General features: G+C 63.3%; 26 protein-coding genes and 1 tRNA gene. 14 read left to right on the plus strand and 13 right to left on the minus strand.

All coding sequences use genetic code 11. From position 1 onward, the window contains the following. Positions 1–36: 36 nt before the first annotated feature. Positions 37–417 (plus strand): hypothetical protein, encoded by a 381-nt coding sequence (locus ACQKPS_RS13740; protein ID WP_054883694.1) that lies wholly within the window; start codon positions 37–39, stop codon positions 415–417. Between the two features lie 60 nt (positions 418–477). On the opposite strand, the gene ACQKPS_RS13745 is transcribed toward ACQKPS_RS13740, so the two are convergent. After that, positions 478–567 (minus strand) — tRNA-Ser (locus tag ACQKPS_RS13745). Positions 568–857: 290 nt separating this feature from the next. On the opposite strand from ACQKPS_RS13745, the gene ACQKPS_RS13750 reads away from it, so the two are divergent. From ACQKPS_RS13750 to ACQKPS_RS13760, 3 genes are all read left to right on the plus strand, one after another. Next, positions 858–1,547 carry a crotonase/enoyl-CoA hydratase family protein gene (locus ACQKPS_RS13750; RefSeq protein ID WP_254480952.1) on the plus strand — a complete coding sequence of 230 codons (690 nt, stop codon included), beginning with the start codon at positions 858–860 and terminating at the stop codon, positions 1,545–1,547. Between the two features lie 100 nt (positions 1,548–1,647). Continuing rightward, positions 1,648–2,367, plus strand: coding sequence for a lysophospholipid acyltransferase family protein (locus ACQKPS_RS13755; protein WP_254480953.1), 720 nt, complete (start codon positions 1,648–1,650; stop codon positions 2,365–2,367). Between the two features lie 96 nt (positions 2,368–2,463). After that, entirely contained in the window at positions 2,464–3,435 is a 972-nt protein-coding gene (locus ACQKPS_RS13760) for a magnesium and cobalt transport protein CorA (RefSeq protein ID WP_254480954.1), read from the plus strand. A 32-nt stretch (positions 3,436–3,467) separates the two neighbouring features. Here the strand turns inward: ACQKPS_RS13760 and ACQKPS_RS13765 are convergent, their stop codons facing one another. Continuing rightward, positions 3,468–4,202 carry an amidotransferase gene (locus ACQKPS_RS13765; RefSeq protein WP_283724431.1) on the minus strand — a complete coding sequence of 245 codons (735 nt, stop codon included), beginning with the start codon at positions 4,200–4,202 and terminating at the stop codon, positions 3,468–3,470. Between the two features lie 478 nt (positions 4,203–4,680). Between ACQKPS_RS13765 and ACQKPS_RS13770 the strand changes: the two genes are divergently transcribed. Further along, entirely contained in the window at positions 4,681–5,481 is an 801-nt protein-coding gene (locus ACQKPS_RS13770) for a c-type cytochrome (protein ID WP_254480955.1), read from the plus strand. A gap of 115 nt (positions 5,482–5,596) precedes the next feature. On the opposite strand, the gene ACQKPS_RS13775 is transcribed toward ACQKPS_RS13770, so the two are convergent. The 4 genes from ACQKPS_RS13775 to ACQKPS_RS13790 form a co-directional block, all read right to left on the minus strand. Then, complete coding sequence (locus ACQKPS_RS13775; protein ID WP_085675483.1) at positions 5,597–5,929, minus strand: ribonuclease E inhibitor RraB; 333 nt, start codon at positions 5,927–5,929, stop codon at positions 5,597–5,599. Between the two features lie 174 nt (positions 5,930–6,103). After that, positions 6,104–6,340, minus strand: a complete 237-nt coding sequence (locus ACQKPS_RS13780) for a hypothetical protein (protein WP_054883686.1) — start codon at positions 6,338–6,340, stop codon at positions 6,104–6,106. Between the two features lie 131 nt (positions 6,341–6,471). Next, a complete protein-coding gene (locus ACQKPS_RS13785) occupies positions 6,472–8,529 on the minus strand; it encodes an LTA synthase family protein (protein WP_254480956.1) in 2,058 nt (685 codons plus the stop codon). A 144-nt stretch (positions 8,530–8,673) separates the two neighbouring features. Then, positions 8,674–8,865 carry a PLDc N-terminal domain-containing protein gene (locus tag ACQKPS_RS13790; RefSeq protein WP_176507326.1) on the minus strand — a complete coding sequence of 64 codons (192 nt, stop codon included), beginning with the start codon at positions 8,863–8,865 and terminating at the stop codon, positions 8,674–8,676. A gap of 123 nt (positions 8,866–8,988) precedes the next feature. On the opposite strand from ACQKPS_RS13790, the gene ACQKPS_RS13795 reads away from it, so the two are divergent. Continuing rightward, on the plus strand, positions 8,989–9,927 hold the full coding sequence (locus tag ACQKPS_RS13795) for a ZIP family metal transporter (protein WP_254480957.1): 939 nt from the start codon (positions 8,989–8,991) through the stop codon (positions 9,925–9,927). A gap of 55 nt (positions 9,928–9,982) precedes the next feature. On the opposite strand, the gene ACQKPS_RS13800 is transcribed toward ACQKPS_RS13795, so the two are convergent. Then, positions 9,983–10,513, minus strand: a complete 531-nt coding sequence (locus ACQKPS_RS13800) for a hypothetical protein (protein ID WP_254480958.1) — start codon at positions 10,511–10,513, stop codon at positions 9,983–9,985. 60 nt (positions 10,514–10,573) lie between these two features. Continuing rightward, complete coding sequence (locus tag ACQKPS_RS13805; protein WP_427604473.1) at positions 10,574–11,104, minus strand: ankyrin repeat domain-containing protein; 531 nt, start codon at positions 11,102–11,104, stop codon at positions 10,574–10,576. A gap of 268 nt (positions 11,105–11,372) precedes the next feature. On the opposite strand from ACQKPS_RS13805, the gene ACQKPS_RS13810 reads away from it, so the two are divergent. Further along, positions 11,373–11,645, plus strand: coding sequence for a DUF3509 domain-containing protein (locus tag ACQKPS_RS13810; protein WP_054883680.1), 273 nt, complete (start codon positions 11,373–11,375; stop codon positions 11,643–11,645). Between the two features lie 125 nt (positions 11,646–11,770). Here ACQKPS_RS13810 and ACQKPS_RS13815 read toward each other — a convergent pair whose 3' ends face one another. The 3 genes from ACQKPS_RS13815 to aroC form a co-directional block, all read right to left on the minus strand. Continuing rightward, positions 11,771–12,307 carry an oxidase gene (locus ACQKPS_RS13815; RefSeq protein WP_254480960.1) on the minus strand — a complete coding sequence of 179 codons (537 nt, stop codon included), beginning with the start codon at positions 12,305–12,307 and terminating at the stop codon, positions 11,771–11,773. Then, positions 12,304–13,461: an MFS transporter gene (locus tag ACQKPS_RS13820; RefSeq protein ID WP_427604475.1), complete on the minus strand. Its 1,158-nt coding sequence runs from the start codon at positions 13,459–13,461 to the stop codon at positions 12,304–12,306. Before ACQKPS_RS13820 ends, ACQKPS_RS13815 begins: the two co-directional genes overlap by 4 nt. Positions 13,462–13,533: 72 nt before the next feature. Beyond that, complete coding sequence (gene aroC, locus ACQKPS_RS13825) at positions 13,534–14,625, minus strand: chorismate synthase (RefSeq protein ID WP_283724439.1); 1,092 nt, start codon at positions 14,623–14,625, stop codon at positions 13,534–13,536. Positions 14,626–14,785: 160 nt separating this feature from the next. Between aroC and ACQKPS_RS13830 the strand changes: the two genes are divergently transcribed. Next, a complete protein-coding gene (locus ACQKPS_RS13830; protein WP_427604478.1) occupies positions 14,786–15,748 on the plus strand; it encodes an alpha/beta hydrolase in 963 nt (320 codons plus the stop codon). Positions 15,749–15,851: 103 nt separating this feature from the next. Beyond that, positions 15,852–16,640 (plus strand): hypothetical protein, encoded by a 789-nt coding sequence (locus tag ACQKPS_RS13835; RefSeq protein ID WP_254480964.1) that lies wholly within the window; start codon positions 15,852–15,854, stop codon positions 16,638–16,640. A gap of 37 nt (positions 16,641–16,677) precedes the next feature. Here the strand turns inward: ACQKPS_RS13835 and prmB are convergent, their stop codons facing one another. Next, positions 16,678–17,586, minus strand: coding sequence for a 50S ribosomal protein L3 N(5)-glutamine methyltransferase (gene prmB / locus ACQKPS_RS13840; protein ID WP_254480965.1), 909 nt, complete (start codon positions 17,584–17,586; stop codon positions 16,678–16,680). Between the two features lie 181 nt (positions 17,587–17,767). On the opposite strand from prmB, the gene ACQKPS_RS13845 reads away from it, so the two are divergent. From ACQKPS_RS13845 to ACQKPS_RS13865, 5 genes are all read left to right on the plus strand, one after another. Further along, positions 17,768–18,358 (plus strand): cysteine hydrolase family protein, encoded by a 591-nt coding sequence (locus tag ACQKPS_RS13845; RefSeq protein ID WP_054883673.1) that lies wholly within the window; start codon positions 17,768–17,770, stop codon positions 18,356–18,358. 88 nt (positions 18,359–18,446) lie between these two features. Further along, positions 18,447–18,767: a hypothetical protein gene (locus ACQKPS_RS13850; RefSeq protein ID WP_254480966.1), complete on the plus strand. Its 321-nt coding sequence runs from the start codon at positions 18,447–18,449 to the stop codon at positions 18,765–18,767. A 100-nt stretch (positions 18,768–18,867) separates the two neighbouring features. After that, on the plus strand, positions 18,868–19,428 hold the full coding sequence (locus tag ACQKPS_RS13855; protein WP_254480967.1) for a Smr/MutS family protein: 561 nt from the start codon (positions 18,868–18,870) through the stop codon (positions 19,426–19,428). A gap of 69 nt (positions 19,429–19,497) precedes the next feature. Further along, positions 19,498–20,043 (plus strand): GTP cyclohydrolase I FolE, encoded by a 546-nt coding sequence (gene folE, locus ACQKPS_RS13860; protein ID WP_103449647.1) that lies wholly within the window; start codon positions 19,498–19,500, stop codon positions 20,041–20,043. A 58-nt stretch (positions 20,044–20,101) separates the two neighbouring features. Then, positions 20,102–20,467 (plus strand): glutaredoxin domain-containing protein, encoded by a 366-nt coding sequence (locus ACQKPS_RS13865; protein WP_427604482.1) that lies wholly within the window; start codon positions 20,102–20,104, stop codon positions 20,465–20,467. A gap of 122 nt (positions 20,468–20,589) precedes the next feature. Here ACQKPS_RS13865 and ACQKPS_RS13870 read toward each other — a convergent pair whose 3' ends face one another. Beyond that, positions 20,590–21,192 carry a glutathione S-transferase family protein gene (locus ACQKPS_RS13870; RefSeq protein WP_254480969.1) on the minus strand — a complete coding sequence of 201 codons (603 nt, stop codon included), beginning with the start codon at positions 21,190–21,192 and terminating at the stop codon, positions 20,590–20,592. Positions 21,193–21,221 lie beyond the last annotated feature (29 nt).

Consider the following 21,221-nt stretch of genomic DNA (forward strand, 5'->3'; position numbering starts at 1 on the left):
GCGCTGGTCAAGACCTTTCACTGACAGGACGACTCAATGACAAGACTCACGGTGCAATCCGGCGATTTCTTGCAAGGTGAAGGCGAGTTTCGCAATGGATCGCTCACACTCAAGACCCCGCGCAGCCCTTCACCCGGCGAGCGTATCTCACTGGCACGCATCGCTGACCTGCGCCTGGCCAGCCTGGAATCCAGCCGCAGCCTGGGCACCGCCCTCGGCTGGGGTGTGGCCGGGGCGCTGGTGGCTGGCCCGGTGGGCCTGCTGGCCGGGCTCTGGCTGGGCGGCAAAGAGGAAGAAGCCACCTTCCTGGCCACCTTCAAGGATGGGCGCAAACTGATGGCCATCACCGACGGCAAGACCTGGTCGAAGATCGACGACACCTGGCGCCAGCATCGCCGACCGCCACCTGCCGATTGAGCTGCGGCCAGAATGCAAAAAGCCCCCGAGCTTTTCAGCACGGGGGCTTTTTGCAGAATGTGGCGGTGAAGAAGGGATTTGAACCCTTGATACGATTTCTCGTATACACACTTTCCAGGCGTGCTCCTTCGACCACTCGGACACTTCACCGTTTTCTCTTCAAGGCTTTCACCCCGTCGAGGCGCGCTAATTTAGTGGAAGAGCTTTTCTTTGGCAAGCATTTTTTTCAAATTTTTCATGCATTTAAGCCAACCCGCTGAAAACCCGAGGTTGCCAGGGCAAAGCGGCCAATCTGGCCAGCGCTTTTACTCGCCGCAAACGCTGCACCCTCGCCCCACAAGGCATTGCAGCCCGACGCTGACTGGCCGGTCAGCCTTGCTGCTTTACCTGGCTCGCGGTGCTGGGTAACGTCTTCGCCACGTCACCCTAAGGATTGCGCCATGAGCGAGCTGATTACCTACCACGCCGAAGACGGCATCGCCACCCTGACCCTGAACAACGGCAAGGTCAACGCCATCTCGCCGGATGTCATCGCGGCCTTCAATGCCGCCCTCGACCGCGCCACGCAGGAACGCGCCGTGGTGATCATCACCGGCCAGCCAGGCATCCTCTCGGGCGGCTACGACCTCAAGGTGATGACGTCTGGCCCGAAAGAGGCCGTCGCCCTGGTCACCGCCGGTTCCACCCTGGCCCGCCGCCTGCTGTCGCACCCGTTCCCGGTGATCGTCGCCTGCCCCGGCCATGCCGTGGCCAAGGGCGCCTTCCTGCTGCTGTCGGCCGACTATCGCATCGGCGTCGAAGGGCCGTACAAGATCGGCCTGAACGAAGTGCAGATCGGTATGACCATGCACCACGCCGGCATCGAACTGGCACGCGACCGCCTGCGTCGCTCGGCCTTCCACCGCTCGGTGATCAATGCCGAGATGTTCGAGCCCAAGGATGCCCTGGATGCCGGCTTCCTCGACAAGGTAGTGCCAGCCGAGCAGTTGCTTGAGGTCGCCCAGGGCGTCGCCCGCGAGTTGAAGAAGCTGAACATGCTGGCGCACAAGAACACCAAGCTGAAGGCGCGCAAGGCGCTGCTGGACAACCTCGACGAGGCGATTCTGCTCGACCAGGGCCACATGGGCTGACCTGTACCCGCGAAGAGGGCTGCACAGTCTCACACCAGGGTTTGCCCCGGCCAGTGCACAGCCGTACACTGCGTCGCGACTGTCTGGTGTGAGTCGTACCATGCTTTACTCGCTTCGCATGTTCCTGCTGGGGCTGCATTTTCTGCTGGTGGGCGTCATCGGCCTGCTGATCGGCCTGCTGCGCCCCTTCAACCGCGACAACAGCCGCGTCTTCGCCCGCCTCTACAGCGTGCCAGCCACCTGGCTGATGCGCATCAAGGTCAAGGCCGAAGTCGGCCCGCTGTGGGACCAGCCGCCCGGCTGCGTGATCGTCGCCAATCATCAGTCCAACTTCGACCTGTTCATCCTCGGCCATGTGGTACCGCAACGTACCGTCGCCATCGGCAAGAAGAGCCTCGGCTGGATCCCGCTGTTCGGCCAGCTGTTCTGGCTCGGTGGCAATGTGCTGGTCGACCGTAAAAACGCCTACCAGGCGCGCAAGGCCATGCAGACCACCACGCGCATCCTGCAAGACGACACCTCGATCTGGATCTTCCCGGAAGGCACGCGCAACCCCGACGAACAGCTGCTGGCATTCAAGAAAGGCGCCTTTCACATGGCCGTGGAGGCCGGCGTGCCGATCGTCCCGGTGTGCGTCAGCCGCTATGCCCGGCGCCTGAGCCTGAACAGCTGGCGGCGGCGGACCGTGATCGTGCGCTCGCTGCCGCCAATCGCCACCCGCGGCCTCAGCCAGCAGGACCTGCCAGCGCTGATCGAACAGTGCCGCACGCAGATGCAGCAGTGCATCGATAACATGGAAAATGAACTGGCAAAGGCCTAGGTTGCTTTCAGCGCGGGCAACCTCGCGCCGCCAGTTGCCCTACGGCCAACTACAGCCCAAGCTGTAGCCCGTGTACAACCGAACAAGTGGATAACCATGGGTCGAGTCGTGGCATCGGCGGTGTATGCCGCCGGCAGAAAGGTCACCAACATCAATATCGACGAAGGCAGCGAGTGGGCGCGCAAGCCGGGGCACTTCGTGTGGATCGGCCTGGAAGAGCCCAACGCCGAGGAACTGGCCAACTTGCAGTGCCAGTTCAACCTCCACGAACTGGCCATCGAGGATGCGCTGGAAAAACACAGCCGGCCCAAGCTGGAAACGTTCGGTGACGCGCTGTTCATCGTCACCTATTCGCCGGTCCGCCACCAAGGCAAGCTGGAGTTCATCGAAACCCACATATTCGCCGGCAACGGCTACATCATCACCTGCCGCAATGGCCACTCGAAATCCTACGCGCTGGTGCGCCAACGCTGCGAGGCGCGCCCGCTGCTGCTGGAACATGGCGAAGACTTCGTGCTGTATGCCCTGCTCGACTTCGTCACCGAGAACTACCAGCCGGTCAGCGAAGCCATTCACGGCGAGATCGAGGAGCTGGAACAGAGCGTCCTGAGCACCACGCTGCAGGAGGAGGATATCCGGCGCCTGCACGGCCTGCGCCGCGACATCCTGCGCCTGCGCCGCTACGTGGCGCCGATGGTGGAAATCAGCGAGGAACTGCAGCGCCTGAGTTTCCCGTTCATCGACAAGAACATGCGCCCGTACTTCCGGGACGTCCAGATCCACGTGACGCGACAGATGGAGGACCTGGCCGGGATTCGCGACATCGCCAGCCAGACCATCGAGATCGGCATGCTGCTGGAATCGTCACGGCAGAGCATCGTGCAGCGCAAGTTCGCCGCGTGGGCGGCGATCCTGGCCTTCCCCACGGCGATTGCCGGGATCTACGGGATGAACTTCCAGAACATGCCGGAGCTGGGCTGGCACTATGGCTACTTCGCAGTGCTGGGCGTGATCTCGCTGGGGTGTACGGGGTTGTTTGCCAGCTTCAAGAAAGCCGGCTGGCTTTAGATTGCCGGGGGCGCTTTGCGCCCCAGGGTTTATCAGGCAGCGCTGTCGCTGGCCTTGGCCGGCTGCTGGATGAAACGCATCATCCACTCACCCACCAGGTCGCCCTGGTGCTCGGTCGCCAGGCTGGCAATCGCCTTTTGGTACACCTCGTCCCCGAGGTACTCCTGACGCGCATCGAGCAGCGCCCGCGAGTAATCGTGGACGAACTCCGGGTGGCCCTGGAAGCACAGCACCTGGTCGCGGATGTGGTATGCCGCATTCGGGCAGAAGTCGCTGGAGGCAATTACCGTGGCGCCTTCCGGCAGCTCGGTGACCTGGTCTTGATGGCTGATCAGCAAGGTCAGCTCGGAAACCTCCGGGTCCATCCACGGCGCATGCGCCGCCAGCGAATAGCGGTGCACACCCACGCCCCAGCCCTGATCGGCCCGCTCGGCCTTGCCACCCAGGGTCAATGCCAGCAGTTGGTGGCCGAAGCACACACCCAGCAGCTTCTCGCCACGCTCGTAGAGCTTGAGCAGGTAAGCCTTGAGCGTCTGGATCCAGGGGTCGCTGCCGAACGAGTCAGCCTTGCTGCCGGTCACCAGGTACGCATCGAAGCGTTCGCCGTCGGGCGGGTACACGCCGTTCATCACGTTGTACACACGAAACTCGGCTGCGATCGGCTGACGCGAGAAGAGCTGCTCGAACATCCTTCCGTAGCCCTGGTACTGCGCGGTCAACTCCGGTCGCAGGACATCGGTTTCAAGGATGCAGATGCGTAACGACATAGGGATAGTCCTGAACGACATGGGTGGAAATCTGGTGTAGAGACTGACGCGAAAGCCACGTACAAGCAAGTAGGCTGCACTGACGAACGGTCACATTTTATCGAATAGCCAAGGGTGGATCTGCGGCTGTCTAGGCAGAGCGTGCCAGCGCGATGGCTAAAGGCCTCATAGCTAATCGGCATCGTACCAAGTCCACTTAGAACAAAGCGTTCTCGGCGATGGATGACGTTCGCCCCGTAGGTGGTTTATATCCACTTACATGAGGCAAGCAGACCCGACAAGGAAGCCACCGGGTATTCAGGAATAACAACAAGAAGGCGGTCCGCCATGTTCAGACAATCGAAACTTCGCCAAGCCGGGCTCATTCTCTTCGCCACGACTTTGCTGCTGATTCTTCCCAACCTCACGCGGTTGTTCGGCTGACAGCGTCAATGCATCGCTTGGGTTAATCTTCCGGTTTTCTGGTCGGAGATTATCCATGCGTCATTGCCTGGCCCTGCTAGCCCTGTTGTTGAGCCTGCCGCTGCCGGCGGCACAGTTGCACCTTGAGCTGGGTGACAGCACCCGGCAATGGTCCAGCGACGAACTGTTGCAGCACCCTCAGGCCCGCGATATCGACATCGATCAGGACGTTTCCTACAAGCGGCCCATGCATTTTCGCGCCGTGCCCCTGGCAGCGCTGCTGCAAGGGGTCAAGCCCGACGACCATCTGCAGGCAGTGGCACTGGACGGCTTTGCCGCGGAAATGCCAGCCGGGCCGCTACTGCAGCAGGCGCCGGCACGCGCCTGGCTGGCAGTCGAGGACCCGGCCAAACCGTGGCCTGCGCTGGGTGACGGCAAGCCGAGCGCCGGGCCGTTCTACCTGGTCTGGACCGACCCGCAGGCCAGTGGCATTCGTCCCGAGCAATGGCCCTTCCAGGTCGCCACGATTCGTCGCCTGGCGCCAGTCGAGCAGCGTTTTCCGGCGCTGCTACCAGACCCGAAACTGCCGGCCAACGACCCCGTGCGCCAGGGTTTTGCCCTGTTCCAGCAGAACTGCCTGGCCTGCCATCGGCTCAACGGTGCAGGGGATGCGCAGTTTGGGCCGGACCTGAACGTGCCGCACAGCCCGACCGAGTATTTCCAGCCTGAGTACCTGCGCAAGTACATTCGTGACCCGCAGAGCTTGCGACAATGGCCGCAGGCGCGGATGCCGGGGTTTGCCAAGAGTGTGTTGAGTGAGCAAGAGCTGGATGCGTTGCTGGCTTATCTGGGGCATATGGCCGTGCGCAGGCCCTGAATTCAGGTGGCCTTCTTCGCGGGCACGCCAGCTCCCACAGGGATATCACCAGGCCTGAGGGCAGTGGTATCCCCGTGGGAGCGGGCGTGCCCGCGAAGAAGGCGACACGTGCCTTTCAGGCAATCGGCCTTTCCTGCTTGACGCCCCACCCCTCGACTTCGCCGCCACAGGGTGAAACCACCTGCTCGAAGGCCTCCTCGAAATCACCAATCCCGCCATAGGTGGCATACATGACTTTGCTCAGTTCCAGGTGCCACGCGCCATCGTCCAGTTCACGCACCTGAGCATTCAACGATTCGCCACGAAACTGCCCGGCTGCCCGTCGCGCGCCGGCTTCATCTGGAAATACTGCGTAGAACTCGATGGGGTGGATGCGGGTAAAGTCGAAACCGCCAGCTTTCATCTGGCGCAGGACATTGCTGCTGATATCGTCGTTCAGGCTGCTCATGAATCGTCCTCCCGAATAATGCGATGGATAGACTTTCCGTGCACTACGCACCTGCCGGCACTGCCGACAGATCGAGCTGATGCAAGACGCGAATTGAATGGGTACAGGCCCGCAGAAAAGGCCGGTACCTCTCACCAGCGTAGTGCCTGCACCGGCACCACGCCAACCGGTGATTCAGGGCGCTTCGTGGATACTGGTGATGATCACGCCGGTCTGCTCCTTGAGCCAGCGTGCAGTGGGGGATGGGGCGCGGTCCTGGAAGTCGTTGAGGTCCAGCTCATCCATGACCGGAAACAGATGCGAACGGATGGCGCGGGCCGCCTCCTCTTCGCTGGGGCACTGTTCACCGTGCAGCAGCAAGGTGGTTGGCTCGCCTTTCTGATCGGCAAAGATGACTTCCCACTCTTTCATTGACTAGCCCTCTTAATCAAAGAACACCCGGTGAGTGACGCCTGTAGATGCAGACCTTGGCCTCAGGCTTTCGTTCCGGCAACAAAAAGGGCCGCATGGCGGCCCTTTTGTTCAGTGACTGCTTCTGACGCTTACTTCTTTGGCGTACCGTGGACGACACCGGCGGTGTTGTCCAGCAAGCTCTTGGTCGCCGTCTGGATGAAGGCCTCGAGCTGCTGCAGCATCTGCGGCTGCTCCGGGCTTTCGATCAGTTCGGCCTTGAACTCGCTGCCCAGCTGGTAGCGGTACATGCGCGGGCTCATGTCCTTGGACTCGATGAGCAGGTGATCGCCCTTGACCAGGCCGACGATCTGCTCGCTGCCCGATGGCTTGATCATGCCGATGCCCGGGTCACCTTCAGGCAGGTTGAGCAGGTCGCGGCCCCAGCACTGGTGACGGGTTTCGCCACCCAGGCGGCCCATGATGGTCGGCACGATGTCGACCTGGGTACCCACGGTGTGGTTGACCGCACCGAACTTCTCCTGGATGCCCGGCGCGATCAGCAGCAGCGGCACGTTGAAGCGGCCCAGGTCCAGCTCGGTGACCTGCTGCTGGTTGCCGAAGCCGTGGTCGCCGACGATCACGAACAGGGTGTCCTTGAAGTACGGCTCTTTACGCGCCTTCTCGAAGAACTGGCCCAGCGCCCAGTCGGAATAACGCATGGCGGTCAGGTGCTCGTCCAGGCGGCCCTGGCCGGTGACCTTCTCCACCGGCAGGTTGCTCGGCAACGCGTACGGCGTGTGGTTGGACAGGGTCTGCAGCAGCGCGTAGATCGGCTTCTTCTGGTCGTGCTTGGCCAGTTCCTCGTTACCGCGGTCGAACATGTCCTGGTCGGACACGCCCCAGGTCGGGTCGGAGAACACCGGATTGACGAAGTCGTTACGGCCGATGAAGGTGGTCATGCCCTGGTTGCCAAAGAACCCGGACTGGTTGTCCCAGGCGAAGTCGCCGTTGTAGACGTAGACGTCGTCGTAGTCGCGGGCACTGAGCAGTGCCGGCAGGCCCGACAGCTTATGGCCACCCTCAGGGGTCTGCATCAGGTATTCGAAGCCTGGCAGGTTGGGGAAGCAGGCCATGGTGGCGAACATGCCCTGGTGGGTATGGGTGCCGTTGGAGAAGAAGCGGTCGAACAGCAGGCCTTCCTTGGCCAGCTTGTCGAAGTACGGGGTGATGTTGTTCGGGCTGCCCAGCGCACCGACCGAGTGGCCGGCGAAGCTTTCCATGAGGATCACCACGACGTTCTTGATCGGCAGGGTACGGTCGGCCGGCGGCACGAAATCGCGGCGCACGGCGGCCTCGTCGGCATCGACCAGGGTGTCGTTGGCGGTCAGCAGCTGCTTGCGCACGGTCTCGGTGGCCAGCTCTTGCTTGAGCACCGGCTTCCAGATATTGGCGCGGTCTTCGCCGAAGCGGCTCTTGGCTGCGTCGATCAAGGTCAGAGTACCGTTCAGGCCTAACTGGTTGACAAAGTTGGAGTCGGTGGTGAATGCATCACCCCATCGCATCGGCGGGCCCTGGCGCAGGGTGCCACGGGCAGCGACCACTGCCACCAGTAGAAGCACCATGAACACCGCCACGCGGGCGTACCATGGCGCCACACGCTGTTCGCCATTACCCCGGGTCAGGCGGTCGATGCCCTTGAACAGCAGGCTCAGCAGCCAGGTGCCGAAGGCCCAGGCCAGCAGGTAGCGAACCACCGGGAAGCCGTACCAGAGCATGCTCAGAACGGTCTTCGGGTCTTCCTTGATGTACTGGAAGACCAGGCCGTTGAGACGCTGGTGGAATTCACGGTAGAAGTCCATCTCCATCAGGCCAAGGAACATCACCACGCTCGAAGCGAGGGTCAGCCAGAAACGGAACAGCCCGCGGCGGGCCATCAGCCAAGGGCTCAACATCGCCAGCAGCAGGGGAATGCTCAGGTACACCACCACCCGCAGGTCGAAGCGCAATCCGTTCAAGAAGCCTTCGGCGACAGTCGAGTAAGGGGTGTCGCCGATCATGTCGCTGTTGTAGACCAGCAGCGCCAGGCGCACCAGGCTGAGCATCAACATGATCACCAGGCCGCTGAGCAGCGTATAGGCCAGGTGCGATTTCAAGGTCGGCGTGAACGCTCGCGCGCCCTGTTGCCTCAAGGCATCCGTGTTAGCCATGAATGGGAAGGTCCTAGGATTGCGGTTTGCGGAGGTGGCGTTGGGGCTGGCCCAACGCAAGCATTATGCGGGAGCGGATTCTGTTTAATCCAATGTGAAAATTTTGTCACGTCACTATTGCTGATTTTGTCTGGGACGCCGCTTTCACAGACGCACATTTCCCCGCGGCCCGGCAATCGCCCAGATCACAAGGCCGATCACCGGCAGCAGGGCTATCAGCAGAATCCACAACACCTTGATCCCCACCTCGCTGCCGCTCTTGATCACATTAAGGATTGCCCAGATGTCGAGGGCGAGAATAATCAGGCCGACCAGGCCATTGAAGGTAGAGCCCATGCCACGTTCTCCTTGAAAGGCTGTTGTTCAGCATAGTCTTCTATCGGCGCAATAGAAGTGAATCCTTGGCGTGCCGTGCAGGTCACTACCTACACTGCAAGCATTCCTGCATTCGAGGTTCCCATGCCCCCTGCTCACAGCCAAAGCGCCACCCCACCCTCCCTGCTGAACGCCTGGCGCGAGCAATTGCTCAGCAGCCCATGGCTCAGCGCGGGCCTGGGCGTGAGCCTGCTGGCGGTCGTCGTGCTGCTGGTGGCCAGCTTCTGGAACGCCATCAACGGCGACCACGCCGACAACCTGCACCTGGCTGCGCTCGGCGGGCTTTCCGGTTTTGCCGCTACCGCCCTGGGTGCGGTGCTGGCGGTAGTACTGCGCGATGTCAGCGCACGCAGCCAGGATGTGATGCTCGGCTTTGCCGCCGGCATGATGCTCGCTGCCAGTTCGTTCTCGCTGATCCTGCCGGGCCTGGATGCTGCCCGCGCAATTACCGGCAATGGGCCGGCAGCGGCGTTCACCGTGGTGCTGGGCATGGGCCTGGGCGTGCTGCTGATGCTCGGCCTCGACCGCTTCACCCCACATGAGCATGAGAGCACCGGCCCTTGCGGGCCGGAATCCGAGCGCATCAGCCGGGTCTGGCTGTTCGTGCTGGCGATCACCTTGCACAACTTGCCCGAAGGCATGGCGATCGGAGTGAGCTTCGCCAATGGCGACATGAACATCGGCCTGCCGCTGACCAGCGCAATCGCCATTCAGGACATCCCCGAAGGCCTGGCCGTGGCCCTGGCCCTGCGAGCAACCGGGCTGTCGAACCTCAAGGCTGCGCTGGTGGCGATTGGTTCGGGGCTGATGGAGCCCTTGGGCGCGGTGATCGGCCTGGGCATCTCCACCGGCTTTGCCCTGGCCTATCCGATAAGCATGGGGCTGGCGGCGGGGGCGATGATCTTCGTGGTATCCCACGAGGTGATTCCCGAAACCCACCGCAATGGTCACCAGACGTCGGCGACCCTGGGGCTGATGGGTGGGTTTGCGGTGATGATGTTTCTCGATACCGCGCTGGGTTAGATGGGTCCGCCGGTGGATTTTTGGTGTCGGCGCTCGATCTTCCAGGCGCCGCAAATCAAACGTGAACCGCGACCTTCAACGCCTCCAGTGCCGGCTCGACCTTGATCCCCAGCACTGCCCCGAGCTCCAGCACCCGCTCCAGGTCGTGCTGGCCAACCATCACCATCTGCAGCTCGTCATCGAGCAACTGGCTGAAGTTGAGCAACACGTAGCCACCAGCTTCCTTGTTCAACGCCCCCATCTGCACCTGAATGCGGTTGAGCGCGGTCAGTGGCTCGGTGCGCGCCAGTTGCTTGGGCTTGAGGGTGAACGGCACGCTCTGGTCGAATGAATCGCTGATGCGCTGGAACAGCTCCTGGTAGCTGTCGGCCTGGAACACCACGGTATCGGGCAAGCTGCCGAGCACCACCCACTCACCCAGCGGGATCGGGAAGCTGTCGTCGTAGTTGATGTCCGGGTTGGCGGCGAGGAAGGCAGCGGGGTCGGCGTAGGCCTGCGCGGCCTCGTCGGCGATGCGCTCGATATCTTCATCGCGCATGCAGCCGGCGCCGACGAGGCTGATGAATTCGAGCAACTGGTTTTTCATGAAAGGGGGCCTGCGACGGGTGAAAAGTCGCCAAGGATAGCCGCAAATGCCCCCGGGCGGTTAGCCGGCCAGCGCTTGCAGGCGCGCAGCAGCCTCAACCGCGCCCATGGTCTGCGCTGCCATCAGCGCCGTGGCGCCACGGGCGTCCTGGTGCGCCGGGTTGGCGCCCTGGGCGAGCAGGTAGTCGAGAATCTCTGTGCGGTTGAACATCGCCGCCAGCATAAGGGCGGTGCGCCCATCCTGCGCGGCAGCATCCACAGGTACACCGCTTTCCAGTAACAGACGAATCATCGCCAGGTCACCCTTGAAGGCCGCACCGGCGATGGGCAGCTGGCCGTTGTCGTTGGCGATCAACGGGTCAGCACCCTGGGCCAACAGCACCCGCACCGCTTCATGATGGCCGTGGTAGCTGGCCAGCATCAGCAAGGTATCGCCCTTGTGATTGCGCAGGTTGGCCGGCAGCCCACTGGCCAACAGGCGACCAAGCATCTCGGCGTCGCCCTGGCGGGCACGTTCAAAGACCTGCCCGGCAAATGCGGCGGTTTCGTCCTCGGTCATAGCGGTGGCGGTGGCGGTGGTTTGAGCGGACATCGGGAACCTCCTGGCATAAATGATTGCCCAAGTCTTTGTCAGGCATGCCACTGCGGTCAAAGGTTCAGATTCTATTGGGCCGATAGCAACAAGCCGCGCCGTGCAAAATGCACTGTGCAAAATGCACGACCATGCAGCCTGCACGATACCAGTTCTGGAAAATTTCCGTAACGCCCTGTATTTATTGGGTTTTTCCCATTGCCGAGTTCTGGCACGGTCACTGCAACAATCAACTCACGTCTGCACCCCCAAACAGTCAGGAGTTGATATGGACCTCATTCAGGAAAAATTCGTCTCGGTATTCCCGGCCTACCAGGTCGCTACCCAGCCCCGCCCTGACGGTGGCGTGCTGCTGACCCTGCGCGCCGCCGATGGCAAAGTGACCCGCCGCGTGCTGACCTACGGCCAACTGCACAGTGCCGAGCAGCTCTCTTGGGCCATCAGTGCCATCCGCCGTGACCTGGCCGAGCAGGCCAGTGAACTGCCAGTGATTTCCATGCTGCAAAGCCAGCAGCGGTTTGCGCTGCCGACTTACCGCTGAGGTTTTGTCTGTACCGGCCCTATCGCGAGCTTTGCTCGCTCCTACAGGGGTATCGCATTGCCCATAGGGATGGCGGGGTACCTTTGTAGGAGCGAGCGCAGCTCGCGATAGGGCCCGGTCAGACACTAAAGCTCGTCGATCCCAAGAAACGCCCGGGCAGTCTCATCCCCGGTAAACCTAGATTCAACCCCCTGCTCACTGCCAAACAGGCGCAAGGCCAGGCAGAACGGAGTCTCCCCCAGTTCGACCCAGCGTCGCGTCCCTGCCGGCACCACCAGCTGGTCTCCCTTCTCACACAGCAGCGCATAAACGTACTCGCCGAGGCGCAGACCGACTTGCGCGCGGCCGCTTACCACGTTGAACACTTCGTCGCTGGCGTGCACATGCTCGTCACGCACATCCACCTGGGCCGGGTCGAGGCCATCACGGTTGAGCAGCGAGAACGCCGCACTGCCATGGGCCGTCATCAGCTGGTCGAGGTGTTCACGGCAGGTTTCGAGCACTTCAGCCTCGCTACTGCCCGGACGCACGCGCAGCGCCAGAGGGCTGTGGCTGAAGCGCACGCCCTGCTCGGCCAGGGTCGCGGCAATGTCGTCGGGGTGGGTCAGCACCTTGTTCGGCAAGCCTGGGCTGGACGGGTGGAAAACACAGAGGATGCTCATCGGCTGCTGGTCCTGGTCGATTTCGAACGAGTGGCAATGATAACGGCTGCCGCCAACGCTGCGGCGCTGGCCATACCAAAGGTGAAGGACGGCCCCAGCAGTTTCCAGCTGTAGCCCGAATACAAGGCGCCCAGCGCACCACCGGTACCCGACAGCGCCGCGTACAGTGCCTGGCCCTGGCCTTGCTGGCGGGCACCGAAACTGGCCTGCACGAAGGCGATGGACGCGGCGTGAAAGCAACCGAAAGTGGCCGCGTGCAGCAACTGGGCGAACACCAGCACTGCCGGCTCACTTGCCAGGTTGCCCAGCAGCAGCCAGCGCAGCGCCGCCAGCAGGAAGCTGACCAGCAGCACCCGCTGCACGCTGAAGCGGGCAAACAGGCGGCTCATGACCATGAACATCAGCACCTCGGCCACCACCCCCAGGGCCCACAGCAAGCCGATGGCACCGCGGCTATAGCCCAGATGTTCGAGGTGCAGGGTGAGGAAAGTGTAGTACGGGCCGTGGCTGAGCTGCATCAACGCCACACAGATATAGAAGGCGATCACCCCCGGCGCGGTCAACTGGCGCAGGAAACCACCCGCCTCACGTCGCTCGCCCTGCTCTACCGGCTGAGCGTTGGGCACCCACAAGCTGGCGGCGACGATACCGGCCATGATGATCACCAGGGCCACCGGGTAGATGTCCAGGCTCAGCCATTCGAACAGCCGCCCCAGGCCGACCACGGTGAGGATGAAGCCGATCGAACCCCACAGGCGCACCTGGCTGTAGCGCGAGGTCTGCCCGTGCAGGTGGGCCAGGGTGATGACTTCGAACTGCGGCAGCACCGCGTGCCAGAAGAACGCATGCAACGCCATCACCAGCGCCAGCCAGGCGTAGCTCTTGCCGAAGAAGATCAGCGAGAAGGTGGCCAGGGTCGACAAGGCGCCCAGGCGCACGATCAGCAGGCGCTGGCCGCTACGGTCACCGAGCCAGCCCCACAGGTTGGGGGCAACGCAGCGCATCAGCATGGGGATGGCCACCAGCTCGCCGATGCGGGCCGGGGAGAAGCCCAGGTGGTCGAAGTACAGGGCCAGGAACGGGGCGGTGGAGCCCAGCAGGGCGAAGTAGAACAGGTAGAAGCTGGACAGGCGCCAGTAGGGGATCGGTTGCATCGGGTGGGCCTTGTGCTATGCCTGTGCCGGCCTCTTCGCGGGTTTACCCGCGAAGAGGCCAGGCCTGGCAGATCAGAGTTGGCCCAGCACCGGGGTATCGACCTTCACATCGGCATTCTGCGCACGGTGGCGCAGCAGGTGGTCCATCAGCACGATGGCCATCATCGCTTCGGCGATCGGCGTGGCGCGGATGCCGACGCACGGGTCATGGCGGCCCTTGGTGATCACGTCGACCGGGTTGCCGTCGACGTCGATGGAACGCCCGGGGGTGGTGATGCTGGACGTCGGCTTCAACGCCAGGTGGGCGACGATCGGCTGGCCCGAGCTGATACCACCGAGGATGCCGCCGGCATTGTTGCTGAGGAAACCTTCGGGGGTCAGTTCGTCACGGTGCTCGGTACCGCGCTGGGCAACGCTGGCGAAACCGGCGCCGATTTCCACGCCCTTCACCGCGTTGATGCTCATCAGCGCGTGAGCCAGTTCGGCGTCGAGGCGGTCGAAGATCGGCTCGCCCAGGCCCGGCATCACGCCTTCGGCTACCACGGTGATCTTGGCACCCACCGAATCCTGGTCGCGACGCAGCTGGTCCATGTAGGCCTCGAGCTCGGGCACTTTGCTTGGGTCAGGGCTGAAGAAGGCGTTTTCCTCCACCGAATCCCAGCCCTTGAACGGGATTTCGATCGGGCCCAGCTGGCTCATGTAGCCACGCACCTGAATGCCCTGGGTGGCCAGGTATTTCTTGGCAATGGCACCGGCGGCCACGCGCATGGCGGTTTCCCGCGCCGAGCTGCGACCCCCGCCACGGTAGTCGCGGATACCGTACTTGTGGTGGTAGGTGTAGTCGGCGTGGGCCGGGCGGAACAGGTCCTTGATGGCCGAGTAGTCCTTGGACTTCTGGTCGGTGTTGCGGATCAGCAGGCCGATCGAGCAGCCAGTGGTGCGGCCTTCGAACACGCCGGAGAGAATCTCCACTTCATCAGCTTCCTGGCGCTGGGTAGTGTGCCGGCTGGTACCGGGCTTGCGCCGGTCGAGGTCGTGCTGCAGGTCGGCGAGGGAGATTTCCAGGCCAGGCGGGCAACCATCGACAATGGCGACCAACGCCGGGCCATGGCTTTCGCCAGCGGTGGTGACAGTGAACAGCTTGCCGTAGGTATTACCGGACATGGACGCTCCGCGAAATCTGCCTGAGATGAACGAAAGCGGGCAGTATACAGATGGATTGCTTGCCTGTGCGGGCCTCTTCGCGGGTTAACCTGCCAGATACAGCTGGCGAACCTTCCCGCAAACACTGGGTCAAACCGTCATCTCACCACTGTAGTACCGCATGATGTCGCGCCTCGTCGCCTTCTTCCTCCTGCTGTGCAGCAGCCTGGCCCAGGCCGCTGCCCCGACCGTGCTGCAACGCCCCATCGACCTGGACACCGGCCAGGGCGTGCTGCACGGTAGCCTGCTGTTGCCGCAACAGGCCACGCCACCGCCGGTGGTGCTGATCATCGCCGGTTCCGGCCCCACCGACCGCGACGGCAACAACCCGGCCTCGGGGCGCATCGACAACCTCAAACGCCTGGCCCTGGTGCTGGCCAACGAGCACATCGCCAGCGTGCGCTACGACAAGCGCGGGGTGGCCGCCAGCCAGCCGGCCACGCCCGATGAGCGCGACCTCAGCGTGCAGCGCTACGTCGACGACGTGGTGGCCTGGAGCCGCAAGCTCAAGGCCGACCCACGCTTCGGCCCGCTGATCCTGGTCGGCCACAGTGAAGGGGCGCTGATCGCCAGCCTGGCCGCCGAACGTGCCGGCGCCAGCGCGGTGATCACCCTGGCCGGCATGGGCCGGCCACTGGCGGACGTGCTGCGCGAACAACTGGCCCAGCGCATGTCGCCCGCTTTGCTGGCCGGTGGCAGCGCCCTGCTCGACCGCCTGCAGGCCGGGCAAACCAGCCTGGACGTGCCAGCACCGCTGCGCCAGGTGTTCCGCCCCAGTGTGCAGCCCTACCTGATCACCCTGCTCCAGCAGGACCCGGCGCAGGCCTTCGCCCGCTTGCCGATGCCGGCGCTGATCGTCCAGGGCCGCAATGACGTGCAAGTCGACGTGGCCGACGCCAAACGCCTCAAGGCGGCCAAGCCAGATGCCCAGTTGGTGCTGATCGACGGCATGAACCACATGCTGCGCATCAGCCCCAAGGACATGCACCAGCAGCGTGACAGCTACCTCAACCCGGAATTGCCACTGGCCCGGGAGCTTGGCGAGCGGGTGGTCAGCTTCATTCACCAGTTGCCTTCGGCCTGACCCTCAAACATCGGCAAAACCTGCCGATAACGCGGTATTGGTGCTGAATCGGGCCGTTTTGCGGCCCTTTCCGGCACCCGCCCGTATCTGAGGAAATGCCTTGATGACCGATGCCCCCGCCGCCGTCGAACCGGCCGAAGAGCCGCACGCCCCGGAACCTGCTGCCCTGCCCTGGGCCGACCTTGCCGTCGAACATTTCCAGCTGCTGCGCCTGGCGCCTTTGCCCACCGACCGCAGCAGTGGTGCGCGGCCATTGCGCTTCGTCGAGTTCGCCTACGCCGAGCGCCACGACCAGGCGCACAGCCTGCTGCGCATGGAAATCCGCCTGCCGGGGCAGAAAGTACGCAAGGAGCAGAACCAGCTGGATGTGCGCGTGGACCACGCCGAGCGCCTGGTGACCCTCGGCAGCGACAGCGGCCTGCAACTGGAGCCGCTCAACCGTGGCCTCGGCCGCTTCATGCTTGGCCAGGCCGTGCAGTGGCTGCAGCGTCGCTGGTCGAACTACCGGGTCGAAGGCATGGCCTTGCCGAACAAGGATGCGCTGAACGAAGACACTCGCCTGCGCCGCGACCGTTTCATCACCGCCAGCGGCATGGAAGTGGAGTACGCCGACCCGCAGCACCTCAAGGGTCGCACCCTCGACACCACGGTGAGCCAGCTCAAGGGCGGCTGGAATACCGAGAAGGTGCAGCAGCTGGCGATTCTCGATACGGCGGCGATGCTGCAACAGGCCGAGCAACTGTTGCTGGAAAAAGAGGGGCAGCTGCGCGAACGCGATGAACGGGTGGCCAAGTACCGTCGCGAAGACAGCGGGCTGCGCTTTACCATCACTTGCCTGGTGGCGTTTGCCGTGTTCCAGGCCGGGTTGCTGATCTGGATCGCCACCCGCTGAACAGCCGGGGCCGCGTTGCGGCCCTGGCGGGCCAGCCTCAGACGCGGGCCTTGAACAGTGCCTGATGCTGGCGGCACTGCTCGGCGGTCAGCATGAACACGCCATGCCCGCCACGCTCGAATTCCAGCCAGGCGAAGTCGACTTCCGGGTACAGCGCCTCGACATGCACCTGGCTGTTGCCAACCTCAACGATCAACAAGCCTTTCTCGGTCAGGTGGTCGCCCGCCTCGGCCAGCATCCTTCGCACCAGGTCCAGGCCATCCTTGCCGCAGGCCAGGCCCATTTCCGGCTCGTGGTGATATTCGGCCGGCATGTCGCCGAAGTCCTCGGCATCGACGTACGGCGGGTTGGACAGGATCAGGTCGAAACGCTGCCCCGGCAGGCCGGCAAAGCCGTCACCCTGCACGGTGAACACGCGCTCGTCGAGGCCATGGCGCTCGATGTTCTGGTTGGCGACCTCCAGCGCGTCGAACGACAGGTCGGCCAGCACCACCTCGGCTTCGGGGAACACTTCGGCAGCGACGATACCGATACAGCCGGAGCCGGTGCAGAGGTCGAGGATGCGTGCCGGCTCCTGCGCCAACCACGGCTCGAAGCGCTTTTCGATCAGCTCGCCGATCGGCGAACGGGGCACCAGTACGCGCTCGTCGACGATGAACGACATGCCACAGAACCAGGCTTCGCCCAGCAGGTAGGCGGTCGGCACGCGGTCTTCGATGCGGCGCTTGAGCAGGTGCTGCAGGCGTACCCGCTCATCATCCTCCAACTGGCAGTCCAGGTAGCTATCGGCAACTTCCCAGGGCAGGTGCACGGCGCCCAGCACCAGCAGGCGGGCCTCGTCCCAGGCATTGTCGGCGCCGTGGCCGAAGAACAGCTCGTGCTCATGGAAGCGGCTGACCGCCCAGCGGATATGGTCGCGCAACGTGCGCAGACGAGATGTGATCACGGGGTACTCCTAATTCAGACCGTACAAAAGTCTAACAGCCCCACCCGCACATTTGTTCCCCGCAATACGCCGGCGGCAAGCCACAGGCCAGTAACCACGCCGTTTGCGATGTCAACCATTCCCATTGGCGCCAAGGCAAGGGAGAATAGGTATACAAAAGCCCTGACCCAAGGAGCCCTTGATGTCCGTTCCAACCACGATGTTCCGCCTCACTGGCCGCGATTACCCGCCGGCCAAGCTGAGCCAAGCCAGCCTGATCATCATCGATGCGCAGAAGGAATACCTGAGCGGTCCTCTGCAACTGTCGGGCATGGACGAGGCCGTGGCCAACATCGCCCGGTTGCTCGACGCCGCCCGCAAGGCCGGCCGTCCGATCATCCACGTTCGCCACCTCGGTACCGTTGGCGGGCGCTTCGACCCGCAGGGCCCGGCCGGCCAGTTCATCCCGGGCCTGGAGCCACGCGAGGGTGAAATCGTCATCGAAAAGCGCATGCCCAACGCCTTCAAGAACACCAAGCTGCACGACACCCTGCAGGAACTGGGGCACCTGGACCTGATCGTGTGCGGCTTCATGAGCCACTCCAGCGTCAGCACCACCGTACGCCGCGCCAAGGACTATGGTTATCGGTGCACCCTGGTGGAAGACGCCTCGGCAACCCGCGACCTGGCGCTCAAGGACCAGGTGATCCCCGCCGCCCAGATCCACGCGTGCGAAATGGCCGTGATGGCCGACAACTTCGCCTGTGTCGCCCCTACCGCCAGCCTGATCTGAGCTGACGTTGCGATGACCGCCCGGCAGCCGGGCGGAACCCAAGGGCCGGGCCCAGGTCGAATTCCGGATGTCCACAGAGGAAACTGGAATGAAGCTCAAAGGCAGTTTCGACGCCAAGCGCCTGCGCCCGCGTGAACCGCGTAACTGGGGTGCGCGTATTGCCGCCGGCCTGTCGGCCCTGATCGCCACGCTTGGCGTGTTGCTGGCCATGGCCGGCATCGCCGGGCTGCTCGGCAACTACCCCGCCCTTGCCGAACTCAACGCCAACCGCCCGCTGGCCAGCATCCTCGCTGCGGCGGGGCTGTTACTGCTGTACCTTGGCGTGCGCTTCTGGCGACGCAGCCGTATCCGCCTGCGCCGCGGACGCGAGCTGAACCTGTCGCCACACCTGATGAAGAAGCATGACTAGGGTTTGTGCTGCCGGCCTCTTCGCGGGCGCGCCCGCGAAGAGGCCGGTACTGACGCCACAAGGCTGATCGCGTAAACTACGCCGCCCACGTGGAGGCACCATGCAAGACGACGATTTTTCCCTGTTCAGCGCCGAAGTGCGCGGCGTCAAGCCGATCAAGCACGACCGCGCTGACGTGGGCAAGCCGAAAACCGACCGCAAACAGCTGGCCGGCCTGCGCCAGGCGGCTACCGTGCGCAGCGACCAGACCTTGGTGATCGACGGCCTCTCTGACCAGTTCGTCATCGACGTGGGCGCCGAAGACGAGCTGATGTGGCGCCGCGATGGCGTGCAGGAAAGCCAGATCCGCAAGCTCAAGCTTGGCCAGATTGCCTTCGAGGGCAGCCTCGACCTGCATGGCATGAGCGTGGAGAAGGCCCGTGAAACCCTGTGGGCCTTCATCGCCGAAGCCACCAAGCTCGAAGTGCGCTGCGTGCGGGTGACCCACGGCAAGGCCGCACGCCTGGACGGCAAGCGCCCGATGATCAAGAGCCACGTCAACACCTGGCTGCGCCAGCACCCGCAAGTGCTCGGTTTCACCTCGTGCCAGGCCCGCCATGGCGGCACCGGCGCGGTGTATGTGATGCTCAAGCGGACCATGATGGAAGGCCGCGACGAGTAACGCCGTGCTTGCAGCGCCGCGCGCGGCGCCGTACCCTTCATTTTTGCGATTTTTCCCACAGGTAGATACATGTCCCTGGAACAGAACTACACCGAGATCCTCAGCCAACTTGGCGAGGACGTCTCCCGTGAGGGCCTGCTCGACACGCCCAAGCGGGCTGCAAAGGCCATGAAGTACCTTTGCCGCGGTTACGAGCAGACGCTGGAAGAAGTCACCAACGGCGCGCTGTTCACCTCCGACAATAGCGAGATGGTGCTGGTCCGGGACATCGAGCTGTATTCGATGTGCGAACACCACATGCTGCCTTTCATCGGCAAGGCCCACGTCGCCTACCTGCCCAAGGGCAAGGTCCTGGGCCTGTCGAAGGTGGCGCGCATCGTCGACATGTTCGCCCGCCGCCTGCAGATCCAGGAAAACCTCAGCCGCCAGATCGCCGAGGCCGTGCAGCAAGTGACCGGCGCAGCAGGCGTAGCGGTGGTCATCGAAGCCAAGCACATGTGCATGATGATGCGCGGCGTGGAGAAGCAGAATTCGACCATGCTCACCTCGGTGATGCTGGGTGAGTTCCGTGAAAACGCCTCGACTCGCAGCGAGTTTCTCAGCCTGATCAAGTGATCGGCGCACGACCCGAGCCGGCCCCCAGGGGTCGGCTTTTTCATTTCAGGAGTAGCCCATGATCGTCAAAGCCCTGCGGGTCGGCCTCGGCCAGCTCATCGTGTTCGGCGACTGGATCAGCCGCCCGGCCAGGCAAAAGCGCGATGCGGCAGCCCAGGCGCGGGTCGAGCAAGAGGCCAAGGGCCTCGCGCTGTACCAGTTCCATGCCTGCCCGTTCTGCGTGAAGACCCGCCGCACCCTGCACCGCCTGAATGTGCCGGTGGCGCTGCGTGATGCCAAGAACGACGAAGTACATCGCCAGGCGCTGCTCGAAGGTGGCGGCCGGGTGAAAGTGCCGTGCCTGCGCATCGAAGAAGCGGGCAAGGTGACCTGGATATATGAATCCAAGGCCATCATTGCCTATCTGGACAAGCGCTTCGCGTAAGCCTGATTTATCGGTGTAGCCTTCTTCGCGGGGCAAGCCCGCTCCCACAGGATGATCACAATCTTGAAAATTGTGAGGGCCGTGTGGGAGCGGGCTTGCCCCGCGAAAAGGCCGGACCTGCCTTACTCGACCATCGGCACATGCCGCGGATGGCTGGCCACCCGCTCAAGCCAGGCACGCACTGCCGGGTAATCGGTCAGGTCGAACCCGCCCTGATGCGCCACATGGGTGTAGGCATACAGCGCCACATCGGCAATCGAGTACTGCTCCCCGACCAGGTACGGCGTCATCTGCAGCTGCCGCTCCATTACCTTCAACGCCTTGTAGCCGCCCTTGTGCAGCTTGCGGTACTCCTCGACGCGCTCGTCCGGCAAGCCCAGGTAGAACTGGATGAACCGGGCCACGGCAATGTACGGCTCATGGCTGTACTGCTCGAAGAACTGCCACTGCAACACCTGGGTGCGCAGGCGCGGCTCGCTGGGCAGGAATTCGCTGCCGTCGGCCAGGTAGTTGAGGATGGCGTTCGACTCCCACAGGCAGGTACCGTCCTCGAGCTTGAGCACCGGCACCTTGCCGTTGGGGTTCATGGCCAGGAACGCTGGCGTTTCGGTCTCGCCCTTGAGGATATCCACCGGCTGCCATTCATACGGGCGGTCAAGCAGGCTGAGCATCAGCTTGACCTTGTAGCAGTTGCCTGACTGGTAATCACCATACACCTTGAACATCGCCCGTCCCCTTCCCATGCAGTTGCGAA

It is taken from the genome of Pseudomonas sp. NPDC086566 (assembly GCF_050280885.1).
Taxonomy (GTDB): domain Bacteria; phylum Pseudomonadota; class Gammaproteobacteria; order Pseudomonadales; family Pseudomonadaceae; genus Aquipseudomonas; species Aquipseudomonas vlassakiae.